This is a genomic window from Sorangium sp. So ce1335, from assembly GCF_051521615.1.
Lineage (GTDB): Bacteria > Myxococcota_A > Polyangia > Polyangiales > Polyangiaceae > Sorangium.
Map to the genome: position 1 here is coordinate 11683283 of NZ_CP150363.1, position 24375 is coordinate 11707657.

Genomic DNA, 24375 nt, shown 5'->3' on the forward strand with positions numbered 1-24375 from the left:
CCTGTTACCCGAGGTGGATCTCCTTCCCATTGATCGTCATCGTCTCCTCGGTCAGCACCGTCGCGCGGTGGGCCCTGGTCGTCGCCGAGCCGTCCACCACGGTGTGGCTCTCGCGCGCGTGCAGGCTGAACAGGTCGGTCACGCGCTGGACGAGCGACGCCGCCTTCTGCACCAGCGACCCCGCAAACACCCTGACCTTGTCGCCGTGCAGGTCCACCTCCGGCCCCCGGAGCTCCACCCCCCGGTCCCCGGACAGCCGCAGCGCCCCGCCCGCGGCCCGGACGTCGACGTCGCCCTGGAGCTCCAGCGTCGTCTTGCCCGTCCCGTGGAGGACGCCGATCCCATAGAAGCGCCCGCCACGGCCGATCACCAGGAGCACGTCGCCCACGGCCGGCGCATACGGGATCGCCAGCGCCATCGTCGCCTCTGCGCTCTCCCCCTCCGGCAGCTCGATCACCACCGCCTGTCCGCGGGCCTCCAGGACGTGCGCTGGCCCCAGGTACTCCTCGGCCCGCACGGACGCGGCGCGCTCTCGAACCACGGTTCCCTCCGACATGATGGTCCCTCCGTCGTCGTTCCGGCTCAGCTTTTGAGGAAGCGTTTGTAGAGGCTCCCGACGAGATCGGGCCGCTCTTGTTTCCGCGCGGGCAGCGCCGGGGCCGGCGTGGGCGGCAGGAGCGCGGGCGCAGGCGCGGCGACGGGCGCAGGCGCGGCGACGGGCGCGGGCGCGGTGACGGGCGCGGGCGCAGGCGCGGCGACGGGCGCAGGCGCGGCGACGGGCGCAGGCGCGGCGACGGGCGCAGGCGCAGGCGCGGCGGCGGGCGCAGGCGCGGCGGCCGGCGTGTGCCGGTCGATCGCGCCCTCCAGCGGCGCGGAGGCCGTCTCGCCCAGATCGATCGTGCCCTCCAGCGGTGACGCGGCCACCAGGGTCGCCGTCGCGCGCGCCGCCGCCCAGGGAGCGTCCGGGGGCTCGCCGCTCCTCCAATCGCCGCTCGCCCCCGCGGGGGCGAGCGGAAACGGCGCGCCCGCCGCGCCGCCCCGGCCCGGAGCCCCCTGCTCTGCGGTGGACGAGGACGCGGCCCGCGCCGCGATCCCCGGCGGCGGCTCCGCGTCGGCGAGCGGCAGCGTGCCCACGAGCGGGTGCTCCCGCGCGGCCGCGGCGCTCACCGGCGCGTCCACGATGTCCTCGTCATCGAGCTTCACCGTGGTGCTCCAGTCCCTCGACATCGCGTGCTCCGCCGCCGTCGCCGCTGCGGCGATGTGCGCGCTGGCGAGCACCTCGGTGACGTCCGGCCACGGCACGGGCTGCCCCCCCACCTCCACGCCCACCGCGACGCGCAGCGCGGGGAGCGCCTCCTCCTGGGCCACCTGGAAGCTCCCGCGGAAGACCACCGCGCAGCGCTCGGCGTCGGGGTGCACGATCAGCATGTCGCCCGTCAGCAGCACCCACCGCTGCACGCCGTTCGGCAGGTAGATCGTCGCGAGCGCCCGCAGCGCAGGCAGTCGCGTGGCCAGCACCGGGTGCTGCGGGCTCAGGCCCTCCAGCACGATCTGCTCGCCGCCGAGCACCCGGTCGAAGCGCTGATCCGCGGGCGCGGACTGGAAGTACGACCAGTCGAAGTCGTCCGGGATCGTCGCGATCCCGTCCAGCTCGGTGGGCGCGACGCCGCGGAGCCTGCGCACCCGGCTCGGCACGAACGGCGGGATCGGCCCGAGGCCGATCGGCGCGCGCCGCCCGTCCGGCGGCAGCAGGTTGGGCAGCGCGGTCCTGCCGTGCGGGTCCTCGAGGGCCCCGACGCCGAAGGGGTTCTCCGGATCGCCGAGCTTGCCCCAGGCGCGCTGGTACTCGATCGGCATCTTCACGAATGGCTGGGGCTCCGGGGCCGGCGACGCCGCGGTGGCCGTCCGATCGCCCACGACCTCGATCCGTTTGTCGACCAGCGCCGCCGCCCCGCGCAGGATCGCGAGCCGCACCGGCATCCGCCGGACCGGCGCCCCGCCCGGCGCCCACGCGTGGCCGATGAGCACCACCTCCGCGCGCTCCAGCCACGGCGCGAGCTCGCTCGCAGCGAGGATCGGCTTCATCGGGTGCCCCCGCGTGTAGACCTCGCTCTGGATCAGCTCCAGCGGCTCGATCTGCCGCGCCTCGCCGCCGGCGAGCATCGCGAAGGTGGCCTTGGCGATGACGGTCACATGGAGCTGCCCACGGCTGCGCCACAGCTTCACGCCCGCGGCGACCGGTCCAGCGCGGAGGACGTCGAGGGGCCAGCGAGGGGTGGTCATGGGCGAGGGGTCCTCCGGGAGGAGATCGCACCGGCGCGCACGCGCGCCCGGGTCGACCGGCGTGCGCCGATGTTAGCAGGCACGCCGTGGCGCCGGTGCCCGGTGCTCGGCCGAGGTGCGCGTCCGGGGCCCGCGCGAGCGCCGCCACAACGCGGCGCGCGGGCCGCGCCTCCTGGCCGGGCGCCCGCGGGCCAGCGCTAGTTCGTGTTGAGCTCGACGCGCAGGAGCTTGCGGCCGATGAACAGGTAGTCGCCGTGGGCGAGCTCGCGCTCGCTCTTGATGCGCACGTAGGTGCCGTTGCGGCTGTTGAGGTCCGTGAGCGTGAACTTGCCGTTGTGCTCCTCGAGCCGGCAGTGCGAGCCCGACATGTACAGGTCGACGGGGAAGTTCAGGTCGCCGCCCTCGCGCCCGATCTGCAGCGAGGTGCCGCGCGCGCAGACCGTCATGCCGACCGCGCCGCCCTGGAGCACCTGCGTCAGGCGGAACGGGCTCGGGTGCTTCGGCGAGGAGTAGAAGTAGGTCCCGTCCGGATCCTGGCCGTCGGAGGCGCGCGGCGTCGGATCGAGCCGGAAGAGCTGCTCGCCCGCGAGGAAGGTGTCGCCCGGCGTGATGTCGATCGTGCCGCGCACGCGGATGTAGACGCCGTTCAGCGAGCCCTCGTCGCGCACCACCAGCTTGCCGTCGCGGTAGAAGAAGTTCGCGTGCTTCGGCGAGACGAACGGATCGTCCGGGAAGACGAGCTGCCCGTTGCGGCCGACGATGTGCTGCTCGGCCTTCAGGTGGAAGGAGAGGCCGTCCATCCCCTCGCCGCGGATGAGGATCAGCTTCGCCTTCGCCGGGTTCTGCATGTCCCCGAAGAACAGCGTCTGCGCGCTCAGGATCTCGGGCGGGACCGCCGTCCCGCACCTCCCGCAGAACTTGTGGCCCGAGGGGACACCGCTCGAGCAGGAACGGCAGACGTAGTTACGGGCTTGCTCCATCAGCTCCTCCTGGGAGAGTTCCGCAAATTCGCTCTTGGACGACGTGGTCTTGGGGCCTCGCCCCTGGCCGCGCGAGCTCGTCGGGTCGAGCCGAGCCTCCGCCCTTCCGCCTGCGCTGCCAGCCGCGGGCGTCGGGGAGCGCCGGGACGGGATGGCCGGCGAGCTCGCCCGGCGCGCCGTGAACAGGGCCAGGTCGTTCGCGCACTCAGGGCAACGCGCGGTGCCCATCGGGCTCCACAGATCGCACTGGCCACAGACGATGCCAATCTCGTGCTGCTCGGTGTGCAAACGTCGCCTCGGTGCATTGGAGGACCGCGGGATCGCGGTTCCCCGACCCGCGCCAGTGGAAGGCCGCCGGGGCGGACCTCCGACCGATGGGCTAGCCCGGACGGAGGAGCCGGCCCGCGAGGCGCGCTGGATCCCCGGACCCGGGTGGAGAGACCCACGGTTCTAGACGTCGACGAGCGGAGGGGTCAAGCGATCAGCGCACGAAGGTGAAGCGGCGCTGGGCGTCGCCCCAGCCCCCGCCGCCCCAGAGGCGGAACACGATCCGCTGGTTGCACGCGGCGCGCGGCTGAAGGCCGAAGTCGCGCGAGTCGTCGTGGTAGCTCCGGTTGTCGCTCAGCAGGAAGACCGTGTCGGGCCGCACCTCCACGCGGTGGCGGCGCTCGAGCGGGGGCTTGCGCCCCGTCGCCCGGAGGTGGAGGCCGGGGCCCATCATCACCATGTCGCACGCGAGCTCGACCGGGTTGCCCGTGGCCGGGTCGGTGAGGGTCAGCCTCGGCTCGGCGCACGCGACCTCGGCGTCGTAGCGGTGCCCGTTCACGAGGAGGGCGCTGTGGTCGACCTCGACCGTGTCGCCCGGCACGCCCGCGATCCGGCCCACGATGTGGCTGCCGGGGGCCTCGGGATCCGGGCACCGGACGAGCTCGCCGAAGCCGGGCGTGCCGCGCGTCAGCACGACGACCGTGTCGCCCGGGGCGAGGCTCGGCGCGATGGAGGCGCCGAGCAGCGGGTCGTCCGGCACCGTCCAGACGTCGAGGACCAGCGCGCGGAGCACGGCGCCGATCACCACCAGGGTTCCCAGGATCCACAGCAGCCCGTTGAGCAGCTTCCGCATGCGACAGCGCAGCCTAGCGCAGCGGCGGCCGAGGGCGGCAGGGGAGGGCGGCGCGCGGACGCCGCGGCGCCGTCACCGGAGGCAGCTCCGGTACGGCGGCAGCTCGCTCGGGCTCGCGCCGGCCGCGATCTCGCGGGCCGCGGAGAAGAGCTCCGGCCAGACGTCGAGGCGGCTGAAGTACGAGGTGCCCGTCGTGTGCTCGTCGCCGTCCATCACGCTCGACGAGATCACGCCGACGACGTCGCCCCCCTGGTCGCTGCGCGCCGGCCCCCCGGAGTCGCCCGGGCAGATCGAGGCGGTCGCGACGAAGTGCCCCTTGCTCACCGCGTCGATGGCGCCGCCGAGCCGCGGCACGAGGTGGATCGGATCGCGCGAGAGCGCGCAGCGGCCGAAGCCGTACGGCGTCACCTGCTCCTTCGGCTCCGGCTCGGCCTCGATCCGCGGCATGAGGGTCGGGATCCCGATCAGCCGGCGCGACAGGACGAGGATCGCGATGTCGCCCTCGCCCGAGGTGTACCCGCAGTCCGGCGACACCACCGCGCGCACCGTGACGTCGCCCCAGGGCAGGTGGTCGCCGCCGAGCTCGATCGAGATCGCCTCGGGCTCCTGGTCGCGGCGCAGCGTCCTGCCGTTCTCGTCGCGCGCCGCGACGCAGTGGTGCGCGGTGAGCACGAGGTCCTCGGTGATGAGCGTCCCCGTGCACGTCACGTCGGTGACGATCCGGACGATGGCGTCCTCGTTCGTCGCCAGCTCGAACGGCGGCCGGAGCTGGACCAGGCGCTCCTCCTGGCCCGGCTTGGCCGCGGGGATCGCGAGGCCGGCGTTCGTGATCGGCGGCGCGCAGCCCGCGGCGGCGGCGAGGGCGAGCGCGGCGAGGGCCGCGGCGCCGCATCGGTAAAACCCTCTCAATGCGGTCGCCAGGACGCTCCGCGTGCGAGCTTGCGGCTGTTCCACCTGAGGGAGACCCTCCCAAGCGCAACCGGTTGTTCCATCGGACAGCGCCCCCGGTGCGGACGCGCCGAGCAAGACCCAAGGCTACGACAGAAGGCGGTAACCGTCATTCGACAACGACAGGGTTTCCAAGCTTGGGAGGTGACCTCGACGTTCGTCACGCCCGCCGAGGCGCCCAGGCGCTGTCGCCTGATCGTCACGAGCGCGTTGTCCTTCCCCGGATTCCCCCGGATTCCCCCAGTTCCCCAGCGCGCGCCCGGCGGACTGCAATGCTTTCAGCCAGATCAGAACCATTGGGTCCGGGCAGAACTCTTCACGTGCCCGTGTGCCCAGCACGATTCCGCCGCATCCATCGTGTTCGCGTCGTGCGCGGCGCGCTCAGCGCATCGCGACGAGGCGCACCTCGCTCTCGCTGCGCTCGTAGGCGGTGCGCGCGGCCGCCGGATCGCCCTGCGGGTCCTCGACGCCGGCGGCGACGAGCTGCTCGAGGAAGGCGCGCTGGCGCGCGGACTTCGCCTCGAGCCAGGCGGGGCAGGCGCCGGTCCTGCAGGCCGCCGACGCCTGCTCGGCCGCGGCGAGCGCGTCGCGGACGCGCCCGCGGCGGAGCAGCGCCCGCGCGGCGAGGTGCGACGCTTCCGGGAGCGCGCGCACCTCGCGCGGCGCGGCGTCGAGGGCGGAGGAGGCGAGGCCGGGCTGATCGCGCTCCAGGTACGCCGCGGCGAGCGCCGTGACCGTCTCCGGCGTGCGGCGCTCGGCGTAGCGGGCCTCGAGCGCCGCGAGCTCGCCGGGCGCGGCCGCGGCGTGCTGCGGCAAGAGCCGCGAGGCCTTCACGCTCGGACCGAGCCCGACGGTCCAGGCGACCCCAGCGAGAACCAAGCCGTTGGCGACGAACAGTCCGAAGCGCATCCCCGACCTCCCGGAAGCAGCGGTCAAAGCCGAACGAGCCGACGGGAGGGAGCGACAGCGGCGCGGCGCGGAGGTTCCCGCGATCGTCGCGGGGCGCGCAGACGGGTGGGCGGCGCGCCTACATGCAGCGCGGCCGGGGGGCGGGGCTACTCGCTCGGGAGCACGACGAGGTCGTCGCGGTGGACGACGACGTCGTCGCCGGCGTCGTCGCGCTTCTTCCGGGCGATGCGCGCGGCGTCGCCGGCGGACATGCGCGCGAGGCCGCGCGCGATCTCGGCGCCGTCGGGGTCGAAGACGGCCACGGCGTCGCCGGGGAGGAAGGTGCCGCGCACGCCGAGGACGCCGACGGCGAGGACGCTGCGGTTCTTCGACACGACGGCCTCGGCGGCGCCGCGGTCGACGAGGATCGCGCCGCGAGGGCGCAGCGTGTACGCGATCCAGTGCTTGCGCGCGCTGAGCCGCTGCGGGACGGCGGCGAAGAGGGTGCCGACGTCCTCGCCCGAGACGATGCGCGTGATGATGCCCGGCTCGCGCGCGGCGCCGATGACGACGTGCGAGCCCGCGAGCGTGGCGCGGCGCGCTGCCTCCACCTTGCTGGCCATGCCGCCGGTGCCGACGCCGGACGTCGAGCCGCCGGCGAGGTGCCGCGCCTCGCGGGCGACGCTGCGCACGAACGGCACGCGGCGCCCGTCGCGGTCGAGCAGGCCCTCGACGTCGGAGAGCAGGATCAGGAGGTCGGCCTCGCAGAGCGGGGTCACCATCGCCGCGAGCTGGTCGTTGTCGCCGAACTTGATCTCCTCGACCGCGACGGCGTCGTTCTCGTTGATGATCGGGATGGCGCCCGCCTCGAGCAGCGCGGCGAGGGCGTTCCTCGCGTTGTTCGTGCGGGTGCGGTCGGCGAGGTCGGCGTGCGTGAGGAGCACCTGCGCGACGAGCAGGCCGACCTTGCCGAAGGCCTCCTCGTAGCGCTGCATCAGCACGCTCTGGCCGGCCGCGGCCGCGGCCTGGAGCCACGCCATGTCCTTCGGGCGCGCCTTGAGCCCGAGCTTCGCCACGCCGAGCGCGATGGCGCCGCTCGACACGATGACGAGGCTCCGGCCGGAGCGGCCGCGGAGCGCGGCGACCTCGGCGGCGAGCCGGTCCCACGCGTCGCCGGAGAGGCTCTTCGAGCCGATCTTGACGATGATGCGGCGGCAGCGCTTGAGCGCGGCGCGCGCGCCCTGCGCGTCGCCCTCCGCCGCGGCGGGGCCGTCGGCGGCGCCGTTCGTGGCGGTGCGATCCTCGGGGTCAATCATGGGGGAGGCCGGCGGCGGCGATCTCGTCGAACGCCGCGTCGAGGCGGCGCTCGATGTACTCGGGGGCGGCGGCGCCGGCGAGCAGGAAGGCGTCGATCCAGCGCGTGAACTCGTCGCGCAGATCCTCGGCGCCGCTCGGCAGGACGGTGACGTCCGGGCGGAGCGAGGGGGAGAGCGAGCGCCGCACGGCGCGGTCGACGGCGTCGCGGATCCAGCGCGCCTCGTCGGCGTGGATGCGCACGGCGCTCGTCCTTCGGACGCGCGTGATGTAGCGGTTGAGCAGGTGGCCGAGGGCGTAGACCTCGAGGCCGCGCGCGGCGGAGGCGAGCGCCTGGGCCGGGTTGAGCCGCCGGAGGAACTCCTTGGTGACGAGCTGCGCGGCCTTGCGGATCGGGGTCTGGTCGGCGGCGGGCTGGGCGAGCAGGGTGCGCGCGTCGGTGGTGAGGCTCAGGCCGTGGCGCGCGACGGTGTCCTGCGCGATGGCGCCGCGGATGCGCACCAGCATGCGGTCGGGGAGCACCGGCACCGGGATCCACGAGGCGCCCACCGCGAACGCGGTGAGCATGGCGAGCCGGCCTCCGGGGGGCGGGCCGCCCGGGGTGACCTGAGCGGCGGAGGGCTTGTTCGCGGCGGGTTCGGATGACATCGCGCGCACGGTACTACGCCGCCCGGCGGGTGGCGAACAGTGGCGAGCGCGGCGCGCGGCGCGGGGGCGCGAGGCGGCGCGGGGATGTCGGGCGGACCTCAGAAGAGGGGGATGAGCTCGACGATCGCGGCGCGGCAGCGCGTCGCGGCCAGGACGATGTCGCGGGTGGTCGCGCCCTCGGGCAGGGCGGCGGTGAAGCGCGCCGGGCCCCCGCGCAGGGGGATGCCCCGGGCAGCGAGCTCCTCGCGGAGGAGCTCGGCGTTGCTGCGGACGGTGAGCGCGTAGACGCGGCCCCCGGCGGCGACCTCCGCGAGCGTGCCCGAGAAGGCGAGCTCGCCGCCCGCGAGCACGAGCACGTCGGTGGCGCCGCGGGCCAGGACGCCCCGCGGGCCCTCGGCGTCGAGGCGCGCCGTCGTGAGCAGCGCGCCGCGGCCGTCGGTGGCGCCCGCGAGCGCGGCGAGGACGAAGCCGGCGGCGCCGTCGTCGAGGCCGGCGAGCGGATCCTCGGCGATCAGCACGGCGGGCGCGGTCGCGATCGCCTGGGCCAGGACGAGCGCGCGGCGCTCGGGCAGCGCGAGCGTCTGGAGGGCGCGCTTGCCGGCGGCCGCGAGGCCCACGCGGGCCAGGGCGGCGGGCGCCATCTCGGCGGCCGCGCGCGGCGAGGCCCCGGCGAGCCGCGCGCCCCAGGCGACGTAGTCGTGCGCGGTCCAGGCGAGCGGCAGCGGCGGATCGAGCGGCGCCGCCCCGGTCGCCGCGCGGTGGGCGGAGCGCGCGACGTCGCGGCCCGCGACGGCGAGGCGCCCGGCGACGACGCGCGCCTCGCCGGGCGCCGCGTCCGCGGCGTCGTCCGCCGCGGCGCCCGGCGGGTGCCTGCGGACGGCCGAGAACGGCACGCCAGTGAGCGCCGCGAAGAGCGCGCCGGTGTCGCCGGCGCAGAGCACGCGGTCGCCGCGCGCCTCCGCGGTGAGCGCGTCGATCGCGACGACGTCGTCCACGGCGATGCGCGCGGCGCGGGCGTCGAGCAGCGGCGCCGCGGCCTCGGTCGGCGGCATGGGCTCAGCGCTCCTCGTCCTCGCGGGCGGTGAGGGGGACGCCGAACGAGATCTCGCCGGCGAACTCGCCGCGCGCGAGCGGCCGATCCGCGCCGAACACGAGGAACGGCGTGAGCGCGCGCGCGGCGTCGAGCATCACGGGCGGGATGGTCGCCTTCGCGAGCTCGCCCTGCGCCTGGGCCGAGAAGCCGACGAGGCTGAGGGCGTAGCCGAGCAGCGACGTGTCCTCCTCGGGGAGCGACAGGACGGGCGCGTCGTCCGAGAGCCGCCCCAGCCGGCGCGCCTCCGCGAGCGCCTCGCGCAGGCCGCCGACACGGTCGACGAGCCGGCGCTCCACGGCCTGGGCGCCGGTCCACACGCGGCCGCGCGCGAGGGCGTCGACCTCCTCGGGCCGCATGCGCCGGCCCTCGGCGACGCGGGCGACGAAGCGGTCGTAGAGCTGCTTCACCTTGACGCCGAGCTGCTCGCGCTCGTCGTCCGTGTACGGCCTGTAGATGGACTCGGCGTCGGCGCGGTTCGACGAGCGGAACGTCTCGATGCTGACGCCGAGCTTCTGGAGCAGGCCGGTGACGTCGACCTTGCCGTAGAAGATGCCGATCGATCCGGTGACGGTGGAGCGGTTCGCGAAGATAGGACCGCCGGCGACCGACGCGTAGTAGCCGCCGCTCGCCGCCGACGAGCCCATCGAGACGATGAGCGGCTTCACGCGCGCGGTGAGGATCGCCTCGCGCAGGATGACGTCCGACGCGAGCGTCGAGCCGCCGCCGGTCTCGACGCGGAGCACGACGGCGCGGACGGTGCTGTCCTCGCGCGCGCGGCGCAGCGCGCCCGCGATCGTGTACGAGCCGGCGAGCTTGACGCCGAGCAGCGGGATCGACCGGCTCTCGCCGTCGATCATGTCGCCGTCGAGGTACACGAGCGCGATCTTGGGCGCGTGGCCCCAGCGCTCCGGCGCCTCGTCGCCCGGGGCGTCGTCGACGACGCGCGACGAGCGCCCCATCACCTCCTCGATGACGCGGCCGATCTCGTCGTCGTAGGCGAGCAGGTCGACGAGGCCGCTCTGCCGCGCCTCCTGCGCGAGGAACGGGCCGCGCGCGAGCCGGCGCCTCAGCTCCTCGACGGGGATGCGGCGCCCGGCGCTCACCTCGGCGAGGAAGGCGCCGTTGAACTGGTCGAGCAGCGCCTGGTGGTCGTCCTTGCCGACCTGGGTGCCGTTCTCGCGCGCGAACTGCTCGGCGGCGAGCTTGTGGGCGCCGATGCGGACGATGTCCGCCTGGACGCCGAGCTTCTTCAGGAGCCCGCCGAAGTAGAAGTAGCTCGACGAGATGCCGGAGAAGCGCAGCCCGCCCGCCGGGTTCATGGCGATGGCGTCGGCGTGCGAGCACACGTGGAGCGAGCGCCCGCCGGCGTCCTCGAGGTGGCAGAGGACCTTCTTGCCGTGGCGCCTCAGGTTGCGGATCGCGTCGCCGACCTCCTCGGCGTGGGCGAGCGAGCTGGCCGGCTCGGCGCGGAGCACGAGCGCGACCCCGGAGACCTCCGGGTCCTCGGCGAGGCGCCAGAGCTGCTGGAGGAAGCGCGTGTGCCTGCGGACGCCCGGGGTCGAGTCGAGGCGGATGCGGACGACGCGGGCCGGCAGGCGGACGCCCGGCTCGGAGAAGCTGCGGAGCGCGGCGCCGACGTAGTAGCCGGTGCCGTTCCTCGTGACGGCGCTACCGAAGACGCCGCCGGCGGAGACCTGCAGCTCGTCGACGTTGATGTCGAGGCCGGCCATGGCGGCGATCTTCGGGCCGCCGTCCTCCGCGAGGTCGCGCAGGGTCACGTCGCCGCGGAGCGTGCCAACGTAGGGCACGCGCAGGCCGAGCGTGGCCCGCGGCACCCAGGCGCCGCTCTCGTCGGGGTCGCTGTCCTCGACGTAGGCGGTCTCGAGGCCGATCTCGAGGGCGCGCCGGCCGTCGACGGGGCGCACGGCGATGCCGAGGTCGTAGCTGCGCTCGATGGCGTTGCGCAGGCGGCTCTCGGGGCGGTTCCAGTCGCGCGCGACGGCCGAGAGGGAGAGCCAGGTGAACGGCCGGAGGGTGATGCCGCTCGTGAGCGAGAAGTAGCCGTCGAGCGCCGGCGCGTCGGAGCTGCCCCAGCCGAGCGTCGTCCCGAAGGCGAAGCTCGGTCCGGTGTCGAGCGCGAGGCCCCAGCGGATCCAGCGCGACGGGCTGTCGAGCGGCGCGGCCGCGGCGTCGGGCGGGTCGAGGAAGTCGAAGCGCAGGCCGGTGGACACGAACCAGAGCGGCACGCCGAGCGCGATCGAGTGGCCGCGGGCGGGCAGCGGCGAGGTCGAGCCCGTGGAGACCCAGGTCCACCGGAGCTCGGTGCCTGGCAGGAAGGAGAGGTTCGCGGGGTTGACGGCGATCGCCGAGGTGTCGTCGCTGCTGGCGACGGCCTTGCCCGGGTCGGGGATCGGCTGCGAGGGCCCGTCGGCCGGCGCGGCGCGCGCGGCGGTCGCGCCGGCGAGCGCGGCGAGGCCGAGGAGGGCCGCGGCGGCGCGGGCGAAGGGGGCGCGGTGGGCGGGGCGGGTCGCGGAGCGGAGTAGGTCGTTCATGCGTTGACGAGCTCCCGGAGCGTATCTGCTTCGGCGTCGTACGTCCGCTGGACCTCGGCGAGGGCGAGGCGCTCGACGAGGGGGCCGAGCAGGCGCAGCCGGATCTCGATGTCGCCCTCGACGCGGCGGCGGGTGCGGCCCTCGGGCAGGCGCTCGAGCCGGTACGTGCCCGCGGAGCGGAAGTAGCTGCGCCACTGCTCCTTGGGGCTGACCTGCCACGTGGCCGTGTGCTCGGCGAGCCGGTAGGTCGAGCGCTCCTCCCAGGACATCGCGTCCTTCGCGACGGGGTAGCTCGCGAAGATCGGCAGCGGCGCGCTCGCCTGGAAGCGCAGGACGCGGAGCAGCTCGCCGCGGTGGAGCGCGTGCTCGACGGTGACGACGCTCTCGAGGGAGGCGACCTTGGTGGCCAGCCGCGGCCCGAGCTCGCGCGAGAGCACGGCGAGCTCGACCGCGTCGAGGGGCGCGTCGAGCTCGTGACAGATGGTGAAGTGCACGGGGCCTTCTAGCACGCGGCGAAGCGACGTCGCGAGCGGGGCACCGCGGCCGGCGGGCGCGTGAAGGAGCAGGGGGTTGTTGCTGAAGCGACCGAGGCCGGCGCGGGAGCGATGGGGCGAGGTCTCGGCGACCGCGCGATAGCCGCTATCGGAGAGCACGTGTCAACCGCGTTCAGCGCGACCATGCGCCTGAATGCTGCTGCGCCATCCTCATGCAACGACGACGAGGATAATGTCCTCTTGAACCCGAGCTCGCATCGACGCACCTTGGAGGTGCTCGGCTGCGCCTTTCGGAGCATAGCCATCCGGGCAGGTCGCCGCGTCGAGCCCTCTTTTCAAGACGTTCCTTTGCCGCGTCGGATTGCTTGCGCACCGGATCGGTGTCGCAGGCTTGAAATCCGCGCTGATCGCACAGTATGCGCGCGCCCGCGGGCGCGCCCCCGGACCTTCAGGAGAATGCAATGCAGGATGCTCGTCCCGCCTCTCCGCTGCTCACCGTGAGCGATTTCGAGCGCGCGGCGCGCGCTCGGCTCTCGAGGATGGCCTACGACTACTATCGGTCGGGTGCCGACGAAGGATGGACGCTCCGGGCCAACCGGCGCGCCTTCCGCCGCCTGGAGATCCACTACCGCGTGCTCGTGGACGTGGCCGCGCGGGACATGAGCACGACCCTGCTCGGCACGAAGGTGCCTTTCCCCATCCTCGTGGCGCCGACGGCCTATCACCGGATGGCTCACCCGGACGGCGAGATCGCCTCGTCGCGGGCGGCCGCGGAGCTCGGCGCCATCTTCACCCTCTCCATGCTCGCGACCACGAGCCTCGAGGACGTCGCGGCGGCGTCCGACGGTCCGAGGTGGTTTCAGCTCTACGTGCACAAGGATCGCGGCATCACGCGTGCGCTCGTCCAGCGGGCCGAGGCTGCGGGGTACCGGGCGCTGATGCTGACCGTCGACACACCCGTGCTGGGCCGCCGGCTCGCGGACGTCCGGAACAACTTCGTGCTGCCGGAGGGGCTCGCCATGGCGAACCTCGTTGGCGCGATCCCGGCCGATGGGGTCGAGCGCAAGGGCTCGCCGCTCACGGCCTACATCGCCTCGCGACACGACGCCTCGCTGACGTGGAGAGATATCGAATGGTTTCGCTCGCTTACCCGGCTGCCGGTCCTGCTCAAGGGGATCGTGCGGCCCGACGATGCGGTCCGCGCGCTCGATTGCGGGGCGGCGGGGGTGATCGTCTCCAACCACGGCGCGCGGCAGCTCGACGGCGCGCCCGCGACGATCGACGTCCTCCCGTCCGTCGCCGATGCGATCGCGGGGCGAGGTGTCGTGCTCCTGGACGGCGGAGTGCGGTGGGGCACGGACGTGCTCAAGGCGCTCGCGCTGGGCGCGAGCGCCGTGCTGGTCGGGCGGCCAGTGCTCTGGGGGCTCGCGGCGCTGGGCGGCGAGGGCGTCGCGCGCGTGCTGTCGACGCTGCGCGACGAGCTCTCGATCGCCATGGCGCTCGCGGGTTGTCCGAACCTGGGCAGTCTTGATCGCGATCTGGTCAGAGTCGCGCACCCGTGAGGCCGCGCGCCGCGGCCGCTCGCGTCGCCATGGGCATGGACACGCTCAAATGGCTCTCGGACGACAACGGGGGTGGGCGAGCTGCCGTGGACAAGCTATACTGTGCTCATGGATATTCAATCGATGCTGGAGGCCGGATTCGACCGCTCGCTCACCGGCCTCGACCTCGTAGAGGTCGGGAAAGGGCGGGTTCGGGCCAGCTTGACCGTCAGCGAATCAGTTCAAAATTTCTTCGGTAAGCTCCACGGCGGCGCGATCGCGACCCTCATCGACGACATCGGGACGATCGCGGTCGTCACTGCCGATCACTTTCGCAGGGCGGGGGTGACGACCGACCTCAATGTGTCCTACCTGGCGGCCGGCGAGCCTGGCGACACGGTGCTGATCGACGCAGAGGTCCTCCGGTGCGGATTGACCCTGGCTGTCGTTGACGTCGAGGTCAGGCGCAGGCCCCAGGGGGACAAGCCGCAAGGGGAGCTGATCGCGTGCGGCCGGATGACGAAGTTCCTCGGCGAGAGCTCACGTCCTCGCGGGTGAGCGGAGCCCCGTCCACTTCGGAGAGAGCTCTGCGTCGATGCCGAAGAGCTTGAGCACACGCTGCGCGATGAAATCGCCGAGATCATCGAGAGTCTCGGGGCGCTGATAGAAGGCGGGGCTCGCGGGGAGGACGACCGCGCCCGCCTCCGTCACCGCGACCATGTTCTTCAGGTGAATCAGGTTGTAGGGCGCCTCTCTCGGCACGAGGACGAGCCGCTTTCGCTCCTTGAGCATGACGTCCGCCGCGCGCTCGATCAAGTTCCCGGACGACCCGTGCGCGACCCCGGAGAGCGTCTTCATCGTGCACGGCACGATCGCCATTCCATCGATGCTGCCCGAGCCGCTGGCGATGGGCGCCGTCTGATCGTGCTGGGCATAGGTCACGACCTCGCCGCGTCGCACCTCGTCGCCGTACTTGCGGTACAGATAGTCGATGAACTGGCCGTCGTGATCCCGGAAGTCCGTCTCCTCCTTCAGCGTGAGCAGGCCGTACTTCGACATGATCAGGTCGACGCGGTGCCCGTCCCTCAGGAGCGCGCGGACTGTCCGGAGGAAGTAAATGCCGCCGGACGCGCCCGTCAGGGCGACGATGATGTGCTTTCGGTTCATGTTGAAACCACGTGATTTAGAAGTCGATCGTTCGAGACCCGCACGCCCAGACCGGCGGCCAGAACGGGGGCTTCCACCGCGTCGCGAGCGTTGTCGAGGATATCCTCGCTCAGGAGGTGTTCGTTCTGCGCCTTGCCGTCGAGGCAGTCGAACCCGGGCACGCAGCGGCCGAAGACCTCCGCGGCGCGCGTGAGAAGGCCCGTCTCACCGACGAGCGTCCCGAGATGGTAGCGGAGCCCGCTCGCCCGGGCCCGCTCGACGAGCCGCAGCGATCCGAGGACTCCGCCGCACTTGCCGAGGCGGATATTGAAGATATCGGCGGCGCGCGCGCGGATCAGCTGATCGGCGTCCTCCAGCGTACATACCGCCTCGTCGGCCATGACCGGAAGGCCCAGCTCCTCACGAATCCGCCGGGCGCCCTCGAGATCCCGCGGGGGCAGGGGCTGCTCGACGGAGGCGATCTGGATCTCCCGCATCGCGCGGAGGCTGCGGATGGCCTCCTCGGCCGAGGCCCATGCGCCATTGGCGTCGATGCGGAGCGGCGTCTTCAGCAGGCTCGACACGATCGTCAGGCGCTCGCGGTCGTCCGGAAGGCCGACCTTCACCTTGATATGACGCCTGCCCGACAGGCGCACGACTGCGCAGTACCTGGGCAGCGCCGTCGTCTCGACCTCGAAGCCGATCACGACGCCGGCGGGAAGCGGAGGACGGACGGCGCCGCCGAGGACGTCGCCGAGCGCGAAGCCGAGCGACTTCCCCGCGAGATCCAGGAGGGCGAGCTCGAACCCGGAGAACGTCGCGAGGTGTCGCCCGGCGGCGTCCAGCTCTCGACGGAGATGGTGGACGACCTCATCTCGCCGCGTGAACCGCTGGCCCACGAAGCGAGCGCCCATGGCCGGACCGAGCTCTCTCAGGACGCCCTCGATCGTCTCGCCGGTGACGTAGTCGCGGGGAAGGACCTCCCCGAAGCCCACCTCGCCGTCCGAGGATCGAAGCGCCACGATGACGGCGTCGGTCGCCGTCCGCTCGTGGCGCGCGTGCTTGAACGCGGTCTTCAGCGGGATCTGGATGCGATGAAGCTCGAAGCTCTCAACCAGCACGGCTGTCGTTCCTCCGGGGCTGCGTGGCCGCCTTCGTTGCCGTCCGTGTCCACGAGACGAGGATGCGCGCGAGCTCGTCCGGCGCGTCGAACTGGATGCCGTGCGCGCTCCGAACGTGCTCGATCGAGACCTTCGTGCTCGTGAGGCGGCCAAGGGCGACCTCGGTCTGCGCGTTGTCTGTCGCTCGATCCTCGTCGGCCAGGACCACGAGCATCGGGAGGCCGACGTGCCTCAGCCGGGCCGCGGCGCCCATCGCCATCTTCGTCATGACGCCGTGGAACCGGGGCGAGAAATGCTGGGTGCGATCCTCGTCCGTCGCGATGAAGCTCGCCAGCCAAGGCCCGCTCGTGAACATGTCCTCGCGGATCGGGCTCTCCAGGCAAGGCCTCTCAGGAGGGTTCGATTTGCGGACCTCCTCCTGATCGCTCATCCGACGCTTGAGCGCCTCTGTGGGGTACAGGCCGGGGGCCAGCAGCACGAGGCTTGCGAAGGAGCTCTCGTGCTCTGCCACGACGTTGATCGCGAGCACCGCGCCCCAGCACCAGCCGACCAGGTGGACCGGGGCGCCGGCGACGCGCTCTGCGTCGAGGATGCTCTTCACGTCGTCCACGAGCGCCTTCGCCGAGGGAGCGTCGCCGCGCGCCTCCTTGTTCAACCCGGTGCCACGTCGGTCCGCGCCGACGAGCTTCAGCCCCGCACCGACCAGGGGCCCGGCCAGTGGCTGGAACCAGCCGGAATGGCTCATCACGCCGTTCAGCAGGACGAGCGTCGCCCGGGGAGCTCCCTCGGGCGACCACGTCCGGTAGCGGAGTCGATAGCCGTCCCCGCACACGACCGATCGCTGCACCGGCGCGAAAGCCATCGACCGCGACCCGCTCATCCCCATGGCAGGATGCGTACGTCCCCCGGATGGTCGGACCACTCCTCGTTGACCCACTTCTTCTCCAGGGAGAGCTGGCCGTTCCTTCGGGTGATGAAGATATTGGTCAGCCATGCTGCGTCGTTGCGCTCGGGGTAGTCCGACCGGTAGTGCGAGCCGCGGCTCTCGGTGCGCATCGACGCAGCCCGGATGATCGCCTCCGCCACGTCGAGCAGGTTCCGATGCTCGAGCGCGGTCACCCGGTCCATCGGCTCGACGATGCGGATCCGCTTCGCCAGCCGCTCGCGGTCGTCGAGGACGAACTGGAGCGCGTGGTTGAGGCTGGCCGCGTCCTTGTCGACGAGGAGCTCGGCCCACATCCTCCGCTGGAGCGGCTCGAGCAGGTCGCCGGGGCGGGCTGGCCCGCTCGCCTCGGCGAGGCGCGCGAGCGGCTCGTAGAGGAGCCGGTCGAGCATCGCCGAGTCGGCCCTGCAATCCGGGCGCTCCCTGGACACCTCCGCCGCCTTTCTGCCAGCCCTGAAGCCGAAGACCTGCGAGCCGCCGAGCATCGTGCCGCCGAGGCGATCTGCCCCCTGGTAGCCCATCGCCTCGCCGGCCGCGAACAGCCCCCGCACGCTCGACTGGCCGTGTACGTCGACGCGAATGCCGCCGTTGCTCGTATGGTGATGGTTCTGGATCTGGAGCAGATCCCGTTTGAGGTCGATGTCGAAGCCCGCCATGTAGTGCACGAACATCTCGGGCAAGAAACCTCGGCGCGCGGACGAGAGATCCAGATAAACCCCATCGTTCGCCGTCGCGCGGCCGGCCAGTGCTTCCCCGTGGATCGCGCGATCAAGGTGGATGGCCTTGTCGCGGCAGCTCACCGGCCAGTGCATGGCCTTGCACCTGGAGACCTCCTCGAGCGTCACCCCCTCCGGCAGGTAGTTCTGGACAAACGACTTCCCGTCGCGGTTGAAGAGGCGATACGGCTCGGGCATCTCGTACAGCATCACCATCGCCTGGCAAGGCCAGGTCGTCGCGATGCCCTGCTGCATGAACTCCATGTTGAAGAGCTCGGCGCCAGCGCGCAGCGCCATCGCGTAACCGTCACCGGTGTTGCCAGGCGGATTGAAGCTGTACTTGAAGAGCTGCCCGACGCCCCCGGTGGCGAGGACGACGGCCCCTGCCCGGATCTGGAAGGGCTCGCCCGCGTCGTCCACGCCGACGGCCCCGAAGCAGCGGCCTCGCTCGACGAGCAGGTCGGTCAGGTTGGCGTGCTCGATCACCTGGGTGTTCGTCTTCTCGATCACCGCCTTCTGGAGCGCGACGATGTTGTTGGTGCCGCCGGACTTCGCGACCGCCGGGATGACCGCGAGCATCTTGCTCTGCAGCTCCAGGCCCATCGTGCGCAGTCGTTTGATCGCGTCAGCCACCTCCTCGACGAAGATGCGGCACAGCTTGGCGTCCGCCATGCCGAGCCCGACCTGGACCATGTCGCGATGCACGAGGTCAGGCGGATTGAAGAGCCCGCCCTTCGGCCCGACGGTGCGGATCGTCCAGAAATCCGCGAGCGGGTTCGACGTCGCGCCGGCGCCGCGGGCGCCGGGGAGGCCGAAGCGCCCCTTCACGGCGATGGTGGTCCGCGCGCCTGCCTCGTGCGCGCTGATGGCGGCGGCGGTCGCCGCGCCGCCCCCGCCGACGATCAAAACGTCCGTCTCGTAGTTCTTCACGGATCAATCCTCTCTCTGCGAGCGCGCAGGCCGGAGGTGATGAATGGGCATGCCGTTCACGTCCTGGAGGTAGAGCTCGGCCGGCGCCCCGTACTGAACATATCCCTGGGAGCGTCCGATGTAGTGAGCCGTCAGCGAGTTCCGTGTCCGGCTCGGATCGTCGGGCTTCAAGCTGCCATGGAGCACGCGCGAGCCCCAGAACACGACGTCGCCTTTCCGCATCAGCGGGGCATAGAACGAGAGCTCGGCCAGGCCTCTGCCCAGCATCCGCGAGTGCTCGACGCGGAGCGCCGCGTTGGTCTCCGAGGCGTTGTCCTGGAACTTGCCGGTGGTCTTGAGCGAGAGCGCCTCGTACTCTTCGTAGAACCTCTTGAGGTGCGCGAACCGCGGCGCGTCGGTGCCGAGGAGATGGCTGTCTGGCATGATGTAGAAGCGACCTGCCCCGGGATGGATATCCTCGAGCGCGTACCAGGCGGCCACCATCTCGCCGGGGATGGATGCGTCCATGAAATGGTGATCCGGGTGGGTGATCGTCCCGCGGGAGTTCGACTCGAAGTACATCGACTCGACGCACTTCGCCGGCTCGCCGAGCAGGCTCTTCAGGACGCGCTGGACGCGCTCATGGGTGAGCACATCGAGGCTGCTGCGCCGGAAATTCCTGAGCTCTTCGGCCGTGAGATCCTGCACGCTGAGGATCGTGTTGGTCATGAACCCCTCCGGGGAGAACTTGTTCTCCTCCATGCGGACGGAGAGCTGCCGGAGGATCGGGCCGCGGTAAGGCTTGACCTCCGCCCGGAAGAAGTCGACGACCTCGTCCGTGAGCTCCGGCGGGAGGAGCCCGCGCGCGACCGCGTATCCATGGGTCCGGTAATGCGCGCGGAACGCTTCCTCGTCACGCCAGTCCGGCCCGTCGCTGGACGGGGTCGTCTCGACGTGGACGGTGAGGCCTTCCTTTGTCTTCGCGATGAGTCCTGGTTGCATTGTTGCCCTCCATGAGGCGTGGAGCAGGCGCTCGTCGGGATCTCCCTATCAAGCGCGGCGTTTCAAGAGTTCATTCACGTCGATCGAGTCGAGCACGCTCGCGGGCACGCTGTTCCGGGTCGTGCGGCGCGCCGGCTTCAGCCGGCGGGTCGCGTCGATGCCCATCTTCGATGTCCTCGCGAGGTGCGACGCGCACGAGGGGTCCAGCGGAGACCCTTGCTCGTCGGGATAGATGTACACGTCGCGCGTCGCCTGCGTGTTCAGCCCGGCCGCGCGGAGGACCTCGCGGAGATCGCCGATGTTCACGTCCGCGTCGACGACGAACAGGTGCTTGGCCTGGATGTCCGTCGTGAGCAGCGCGTCCATGAGCCGCTTCGGCTCGTCCTCCGACGTCTTGTTGAGCGCGACGACCGACGTGAAGGGGGCGATCAGCGAGAAGGCCGTCACGCCCGGGGCGACGGCGCGCGCGTTCCTGAGCGCGCGGTTCTCGATCGCGGGGACTTCCAGGATCAGGTGCTCGACATGACCGCTCACCACGTCCTGAAAGATGGCGTCATTCCGCATCGTCATCGCCGTCACGTGAAAGACGGGCGTCCTCGTGACCCCGGTGCTGAAGCCGGGCCACTCGCCGAACGGCCCCTCGTCGATGAGCTCGTCGGGCGAGACGAACCCCTCGAGCACGATCTCGGCGCGCGCCGGCACGTGCAGCCCGCGCTGCGTGACGCACTCGACCACGGGGAGCGGCTCCTTCAGGAGCCCGCCGATGACGTCGTACTCCTCGAGAGGTCCGGAGTAGAGCGCGCCGAGCGACCACGCCGGGTGCGCGCCGATGAAGAACGCGATCGGCATCGGCGCGCCCGCCTTGCGGTACTTCTGGAAGATGCGGTCGAGGTGCTTGCCAGGCTCCATCAGGATGCCCGTGGTGTCACGGCCGGCGATCATCAGGCGATGGAAGCTCAGGTTGACGTGCTCGGTCTCGGGGTCGCGCGCGACCCCGATGGCCGCCGTGATGTAGGGCCTGTCGGTGTCGTGCTCGTGGTAGACGAGCGCGGGCAGCCGGTGGAGATCGACCGCCGCGCCCACCGCGATGTCCTCGTGAACGGGCGCGTCGCTCGTCACCCTCGGCTTGATCGGCGCGTCGATCCCCTCCGCGTACCGGGCAGAGACATCCTTCAGCGGGCACCCCAGCGCGAGCGCGAGCCGGCCCGTCGACCCGCACACGTTGGTCGCCACGGGGAAGGTGGTGCCCTTGACCTTCTTGAAAACGAGGATCGGCGATCGCTGCCGCTCTTCGAGTTTCATCAGGGTGGCGGTCGTCTCGAAGCGCGGATCGACCTCCCGCTCGATCTCGAGCAGGTCTGTCGGCCGCTCCCTCTTGACGCGCTCGAGGAAGCTCCTCAGGTCGCTCATTCCATCATCGTCCCGCCGCACACATTGAGCGACTGTCCCGTGATCCCGGCCGCGAGGTCGGACATGAGGTACACCGCCAGGCTGCCGACCTCTCGCGCCTCGATCAGCCTCTTCATCGGGCTGGCGGCGACGATATCGGCCAGGTAGCTCTCGGATGTCTTCCCGAACATCCTCGCGCGCCTGCCCATGGCCTCGTCGACCAGCTCGGTCCTGACGTGCCACGGGCAGATCGCGTTCGAGGTGATGCCGAGCTGCGCCGTCTCGCGCGCCACGGAGCGGGTGAAGCCGAGCACCGCCGCCTTGGACGACGCGTAGGCGCTGTTGTAAGCGGAGCCGTACTTCGCCGACACGGAGGAGATGTTGATGATGCGCCCCCACTTCGCGCGGATCATGTGCCGGACCGCCGCCTTGGTCAGCCGGTAGACCGCGAGCACGTTGAGCTCGTACACGGCCCGGAAGTCTTCCTCCTTCGACATCACCAGGTTGGCGATGCTGTTCGCGCCCGCGTTGTTCACGAGCACGTCGACCTTCCCGAACCGGGCGACGGTCGCCTTGATCAGCTCGTCTGTCGCGCCTGGCTCACGGAGATCCACGGGGACGACCCTCACCGCGCCGCTCATCGACTCGATCGTCGAGGCGACCTCGTCGAGCTGGTCCCGCGATCGCGCCGCCAGAACGACGCTGGCGCCGGCCTCGGCCGACATCAGCGCGATCTCTCGTCCAATCCCACGGCCGGCTCCGGTGACGAGGACGACCTTGTCCTTCAGATCGATCTTCACGCGCGTCCTCCCTCAGAGGTTGGTTGCTTGTTGAACGACATGGCTCGCGCTCGGGACCTGGGCGAGCGGAGCATCGCCGAGGGAGGAGAGCACCCTGGCCCGAAGCGCGTCACGGATGGTCTTCCCAGAGACGGTCTTCGGTAGATCCTGAACGACGTAGATCTCCTTCGGCGTGCGCACGTACGAGAGCGACTTCAGGCAGTGCGTCTTGAGCGCCTGGACGCTGGGCGCGTGGCCGGGCGCCGGAACGACGCAAGCGACGATGCGCTCCCCGAGCACCGGGTCCGGCACGCCGAACACCGCTGCTTCGCCGACGCTCGGGTGTGCCTGCAGCACCTCCTCGATCTCCCGCGGGAAGATGCGCTCGCCGGCCGACTTGATCATCTCGGAGCTCCTGCCCGAGAGGAACAGGTATCCGTCGGCGTCGAGGTAACCGAGGTCGCCCGTCCTGAGCCGCCCCTGCGCGTCGATCCGTCCCGACGTGCGCTCGTCCCCCGAGACGTAGCCCTTCATGATGCCGGGCCCGCTCGCGACGACCTCGCCGACGACCCCGGCAGGAAGAGGCTGCCCGTCTGCGCCGACGATCTCTATCGCGACCCCTGGGAGCGCGCGCCCGCAGGAGGTCGGGCGCGCGAAGACCTCGTGCGAAGGACCGTGGTAGGTGAGCCTCGGCGACGACTCGGTCAGACCGTAGTTGACGTGAAGCGCGGCGTTCGGAACCGCGTCCTGCAGCTCGCGGAGGCGATGAGGCGGGAGCGCCCCGCCGGTGATCATGAGGTTCCGGAGGCGAGGCAGCGGGGTCGTCTTCAGCTTGCTGTTGGCCAGCAGCGTCGAGAAGTGGAAAGGCACCCCCGAGAAGCCGGTAGGAGCGTACTTTTCCAGCTCGAGCACCACCTCCTGGGGGAACCGGAAGCCGGCCGAGAAGAAGATGGTCGCCCCCAGCATCGTATGGGTAAGGAGCTGTATCCGCCCGTGGATGTAGTTGAGCGGCGCGACGAGGAGCAGGCTGTCCTCGCTCGTGAGCCCGATTCGCTCGTTGAAGGCGGTCACGTTGAACAGCAGGTTCGCGTGGCTGAGCATCACGCCCTTCGGGCGCCCCGTCGTTCCCGACGTGTAGATGATCATCGCCACGCTCGACGGGTCAGGGCGCGGCAGCCGATCCGCCTCGAGCTCCGTCTCGAGGATCTCCTCGAGCGCGTGAAACGACGTGCCGGCCGCGAGGAGCGGAGCGATGGCGTCCGACGCCTCGGTCGTGCTGAGCAGGACCTTCGGGCACCCGCTCCACCCCTCCGTGACCATCCTCCTCAGGAGCTGCGGCTGGGCCACCAGCGCGTCCGGCCGCAGCTCCTCCAGCACCCCCTCGATCACCGCCTGTCCTGCGGTCGTCGAGACGTCGGCGGTCGCCGCGCCGCTCTGAAGCACGCCCCAGTAGAACACGAGCGCGGCGAGGCTGTTGTCGTAGAGGACGGCGACGCGCGAGCCGGGACCGATGCCGAGGCGCTTCAGGCGGGCGGCCACCTTCAGGCTCCGCTCCCGGATCGTGGCGAACGTGGCCTGCTCTCGGTTGAACACCGCCGCGAGCTTGTCAGGTGACCGCCTCGCGGCCGCGGTCAGCAGATCATGGATGAGCATCACGCCGCCTTTCCCGTGTTCCTCCGGACCCAGTCGCTGAGCCGGCGAACGCTCCCGAAGTTTTCCGGGTTGATGTCGTCGAGCTCCACCGTGAAGCCGAACGTGCCCTCGATCCACACCACGAGCTCCATGATGGCCGTGGAGTCGATGATGCCGGCGAGGTCCGTATCAGGATGGATGTCGCCCTTGAAGCTTGAGGCGAGGTCGTCCTTGATGTGGGTCAGAAGCTGCTGCTCAACGAGTTCCATTGGATGTCCTCCGTCGCACGGTATCCCCCCTTGGACGTGGAGCCATCGGCTCCACGAGACTTTCGTACCAGCGTCACATCACTGTGCCTGGTCTGCCACCCCTTCCCCCGGGGTCCCCCGAAACGTTTGGTTCGTTTCGTGGGAACCATCCATTAAACGATCAAAAACATAAATCAAGTGCTCTTCATGACGTGTTGTCGGTATCGGGGGAAATGCCACGCGGCAAAATGTTGCTTTGCCAGCCGTGGCGTCGCGACGCGCGGTCCAACCATTGAGCCATCGTGCGGCGTGGCCCGCACGACCCGATCGTGGCGTGTCACGAGGAGACCGTGACATGACCGCTCCATGGCGACGGCGTCTCCCGCGTCGCCGCCGTGCTCCCGTCGATCCCCGAGCGGAACGAGCCAGCCATCGACGAGAGGCTCAACGGTCGACGCGACCGGCTCGCGCTTCCACACGACGGCGCGCCGCGGACGCGCTGACCGTCGCCTACCCGCATGGGGTCGACGTCAGCGGGCGATAGAGCAGGGCGGCGCGGCGGCGTTACCCGCGAGAAATGTGCTCACCTGGCGAGCGCGCGCCGCGCGAGCGGCCCACGCCGCGGCGTG

General features: G+C 71.4%; 22 protein-coding genes. 2 read left to right on the forward strand and 20 right to left on the reverse strand.

What is annotated here, in order from left to right; translation table 11 throughout:
* Positions 1-4: 4 nt before the first annotated feature.
* The 11 genes from WMF24_RS43670 to WMF24_RS43720 all read right to left on the reverse strand — a co-directional run bounded on the left by WMF24_RS43670 (position 5) and on the right by WMF24_RS43720 (position 12479).
* Entirely contained in the window at positions 5-556 is a 552-nt protein-coding gene (locus tag WMF24_RS43670; RefSeq protein WP_437733404.1) for a DUF3540 domain-containing protein, read from the reverse strand.
* 26 nt (positions 557-582) lie between these two features.
* The gene (locus WMF24_RS43675) at positions 583-2283 is read right to left on the reverse strand and encodes a DUF2169 family type VI secretion system accessory protein (protein WP_437733405.1); all 1701 of its coding nucleotides are present in this window, start codon (positions 2281-2283) and stop codon (positions 583-585) included.
* A 197-nt stretch (positions 2284-2480) separates the two neighbouring features.
* A complete protein-coding gene (locus tag WMF24_RS43680; RefSeq protein WP_437633919.1) occupies positions 2481-3263 on the reverse strand; it encodes an FHA domain-containing protein in 783 nt (260 codons plus the stop codon).
* Between the two features lie 481 nt (positions 3264-3744).
* On the reverse strand, positions 3745-4383 hold the full coding sequence (gene lepB / locus WMF24_RS43685) for a signal peptidase I (RefSeq protein ID WP_437733406.1): 639 nt from the start codon (positions 4381-4383) through the stop codon (positions 3745-3747).
* A 72-nt stretch (positions 4384-4455) separates the two neighbouring features.
* Positions 4456-5292, reverse strand: a complete 837-nt coding sequence (locus tag WMF24_RS43690) for a trypsin-like serine peptidase (protein ID WP_437733407.1) — start codon at positions 5290-5292, stop codon at positions 4456-4458.
* Positions 5293-5712: 420 nt separating this feature from the next.
* The gene (locus tag WMF24_RS43695) at positions 5713-6240 is read right to left on the reverse strand and encodes a hypothetical protein (RefSeq protein ID WP_437733408.1); all 528 of its coding nucleotides are present in this window, start codon (positions 6238-6240) and stop codon (positions 5713-5715) included.
* 146 nt (positions 6241-6386) lie between these two features.
* Positions 6387-7535 carry a glutamate 5-kinase gene (proB, locus tag WMF24_RS43700; protein WP_437733409.1) on the reverse strand — a complete coding sequence of 383 codons (1149 nt, stop codon included), beginning with the start codon at positions 7533-7535 and terminating at the stop codon, positions 6387-6389.
* A complete protein-coding gene (locus tag WMF24_RS43705; RefSeq protein WP_437733410.1) occupies positions 7528-8181 on the reverse strand; it encodes a hypothetical protein in 654 nt (217 codons plus the stop codon). Before WMF24_RS43705 ends, proB begins: the two co-directional genes overlap by 8 nt.
* A gap of 98 nt (positions 8182-8279) precedes the next feature.
* A complete protein-coding gene (locus WMF24_RS43710; RefSeq protein ID WP_437733411.1) occupies positions 8280-9233 on the reverse strand; it encodes an ABC transporter ATP-binding protein in 954 nt (317 codons plus the stop codon).
* Between the two features lie 4 nt (positions 9234-9237).
* Positions 9238-11826, reverse strand: coding sequence for a signal peptide peptidase SppA (gene sppA / locus WMF24_RS43715; RefSeq protein WP_437733412.1), 2589 nt, complete (start codon positions 11824-11826; stop codon positions 9238-9240).
* Positions 11823-12479, reverse strand: a complete 657-nt coding sequence (locus WMF24_RS43720) for a DUF2505 domain-containing protein (protein WP_437733413.1) — start codon at positions 12477-12479, stop codon at positions 11823-11825. The genes sppA and WMF24_RS43720 overlap by 4 nt, the downstream gene beginning before the upstream one ends.
* Positions 12480-12781: 302 nt before the next feature.
* Here WMF24_RS43720 and WMF24_RS43725 point away from each other — a divergent pair, with 302 nt between their 5' ends.
* Together WMF24_RS43725 and WMF24_RS43730 are read left to right on the forward strand one after the other, a co-directional pair.
* A complete protein-coding gene (locus WMF24_RS43725; RefSeq protein ID WP_437733414.1) occupies positions 12782-13882 on the forward strand; it encodes an alpha-hydroxy acid oxidase in 1101 nt (366 codons plus the stop codon).
* Positions 13883-13990: 108 nt separating this feature from the next.
* Positions 13991-14419, forward strand: coding sequence for a PaaI family thioesterase (locus WMF24_RS43730; protein ID WP_437733415.1), 429 nt, complete (start codon positions 13991-13993; stop codon positions 14417-14419).
* On the opposite strand, the gene WMF24_RS43735 is transcribed toward WMF24_RS43730, so the two are convergent.
* From WMF24_RS43735 to WMF24_RS43775, 9 genes are read right to left on the reverse strand one after another with little or no spacing between them, the layout of a single operon-like run.
* Entirely contained in the window at positions 14402-15028 is a 627-nt protein-coding gene (locus WMF24_RS43735; protein WP_437733416.1) for a UbiX family flavin prenyltransferase, read from the reverse strand. The two genes, WMF24_RS43730 and WMF24_RS43735, sit on opposite strands and share 18 nt — an antisense overlap.
* Complete coding sequence (locus WMF24_RS43740; RefSeq protein WP_437733417.1) at positions 15025-16128, reverse strand: mandelate racemase/muconate lactonizing enzyme family protein; 1104 nt, start codon at positions 16126-16128, stop codon at positions 15025-15027. Before WMF24_RS43740 ends, WMF24_RS43735 begins: the two co-directional genes overlap by 4 nt.
* Positions 16118-16990 carry an alpha/beta hydrolase gene (locus tag WMF24_RS43745; protein WP_437733418.1) on the reverse strand — a complete coding sequence of 291 codons (873 nt, stop codon included), beginning with the start codon at positions 16988-16990 and terminating at the stop codon, positions 16118-16120. Before WMF24_RS43745 ends, WMF24_RS43740 begins: the two co-directional genes overlap by 11 nt.
* A gap of 14 nt (positions 16991-17004) precedes the next feature.
* Positions 17005-18717 (reverse strand): FAD-binding protein, encoded by a 1713-nt coding sequence (locus WMF24_RS43750; RefSeq protein WP_437733419.1) that lies wholly within the window; start codon positions 18715-18717, stop codon positions 17005-17007.
* 3 nt (positions 18718-18720) lie between these two features.
* Complete coding sequence (locus WMF24_RS43755) at positions 18721-19698, reverse strand: phytanoyl-CoA dioxygenase family protein (RefSeq protein WP_437733420.1); 978 nt, start codon at positions 19696-19698, stop codon at positions 18721-18723.
* A gap of 48 nt (positions 19699-19746) precedes the next feature.
* Positions 19747-21108 (reverse strand): UbiD family decarboxylase, encoded by a 1362-nt coding sequence (locus tag WMF24_RS43760; protein WP_437733421.1) that lies wholly within the window; start codon positions 21106-21108, stop codon positions 19747-19749.
* Complete coding sequence (locus WMF24_RS43765) at positions 21105-21887, reverse strand: SDR family NAD(P)-dependent oxidoreductase (protein ID WP_437733422.1); 783 nt, start codon at positions 21885-21887, stop codon at positions 21105-21107. Before WMF24_RS43765 ends, WMF24_RS43760 begins: the two co-directional genes overlap by 4 nt.
* 12 nt (positions 21888-21899) lie before the next feature.
* Positions 21900-23519 carry a class I adenylate-forming enzyme family protein gene (locus WMF24_RS43770; protein ID WP_437738924.1) on the reverse strand — a complete coding sequence of 540 codons (1620 nt, stop codon included), beginning with the start codon at positions 23517-23519 and terminating at the stop codon, positions 21900-21902.
* Positions 23519-23767 (reverse strand): acyl carrier protein, encoded by a 249-nt coding sequence (locus WMF24_RS43775; protein ID WP_437733423.1) that lies wholly within the window; start codon positions 23765-23767, stop codon positions 23519-23521. The genes WMF24_RS43770 and WMF24_RS43775 overlap by 1 nt, the downstream gene beginning before the upstream one ends.
* Positions 23768-24375 lie beyond the last annotated feature (608 nt).

Coding starts and splice junctions, on each gene's coding strand:
- WMF24_RS43670 (WP_437733404.1), bottom strand. CDS start 556: ATGTCGGAGGGAACCGTGGTTCGAGAGCGCGCCGCGTCCGTGCGGGCC.
- WMF24_RS43675 (WP_437733405.1), bottom strand. CDS start 2,283: ATGACCACCCCTCGCTGGCCCCTCGACGTCCTCCGCGCTGGACCGGTC.
- WMF24_RS43680 (WP_437633919.1), bottom strand. CDS start 3,263: ATGGAGCAAGCCCGTAACTACGTCTGCCGTTCCTGCTCGAGCGGTGTC.
- lepB (WP_437733406.1), bottom strand. CDS start 4,383: ATGCGGAAGCTGCTCAACGGGCTGCTGTGGATCCTGGGAACCCTGGTG.
- WMF24_RS43695 (WP_437733408.1), bottom strand. CDS start 6,240: ATGCGCTTCGGACTGTTCGTCGCCAACGGCTTGGTTCTCGCTGGGGTC.
- proB (WP_437733409.1), bottom strand. CDS start 7,535: ATGATTGACCCCGAGGATCGCACCGCCACGAACGGCGCCGCCGACGGC.
- WMF24_RS43705 (WP_437733410.1), bottom strand. CDS start 8,181: ATGTCATCCGAACCCGCCGCGAACAAGCCCTCCGCCGCTCAGGTCACC.
- WMF24_RS43710 (WP_437733411.1), bottom strand. CDS start 9,233: ATGCCGCCGACCGAGGCCGCGGCGCCGCTGCTCGACGCCCGCGCCGCG.
- sppA (WP_437733412.1), bottom strand. CDS start 11,826: ATGAACGACCTACTCCGCTCCGCGACCCGCCCCGCCCACCGCGCCCCC.
- WMF24_RS43725 (WP_437733414.1), top strand. CDS start 12,782: ATGCAGGATGCTCGTCCCGCCTCTCCGCTGCTCACCGTGAGCGATTTC.
- WMF24_RS43730 (WP_437733415.1), top strand. CDS start 13,991: ATGGATATTCAATCGATGCTGGAGGCCGGATTCGACCGCTCGCTCACC.
- WMF24_RS43735 (WP_437733416.1), bottom strand. CDS start 15,028: ATGAACCGAAAGCACATCATCGTCGCCCTGACGGGCGCGTCCGGCGGC.
- WMF24_RS43745 (WP_437733418.1), bottom strand. CDS start 16,990: ATGGCTTTCGCGCCGGTGCAGCGATCGGTCGTGTGCGGGGACGGCTAT.
- WMF24_RS43755 (WP_437733420.1), bottom strand. CDS start 19,698: ATGCAACCAGGACTCATCGCGAAGACAAAGGAAGGCCTCACCGTCCAC.
- WMF24_RS43760 (WP_437733421.1), bottom strand. CDS start 21,108: ATGAGCGACCTGAGGAGCTTCCTCGAGCGCGTCAAGAGGGAGCGGCCG.
- WMF24_RS43770 (WP_437738924.1), bottom strand. CDS start 23,519: ATGCTCATCCATGATCTGCTGACCGCGGCCGCGAGGCGGTCACCTGAC.
- WMF24_RS43775 (WP_437733423.1), bottom strand. CDS start 23,767: ATGGAACTCGTTGAGCAGCAGCTTCTGACCCACATCAAGGACGACCTC.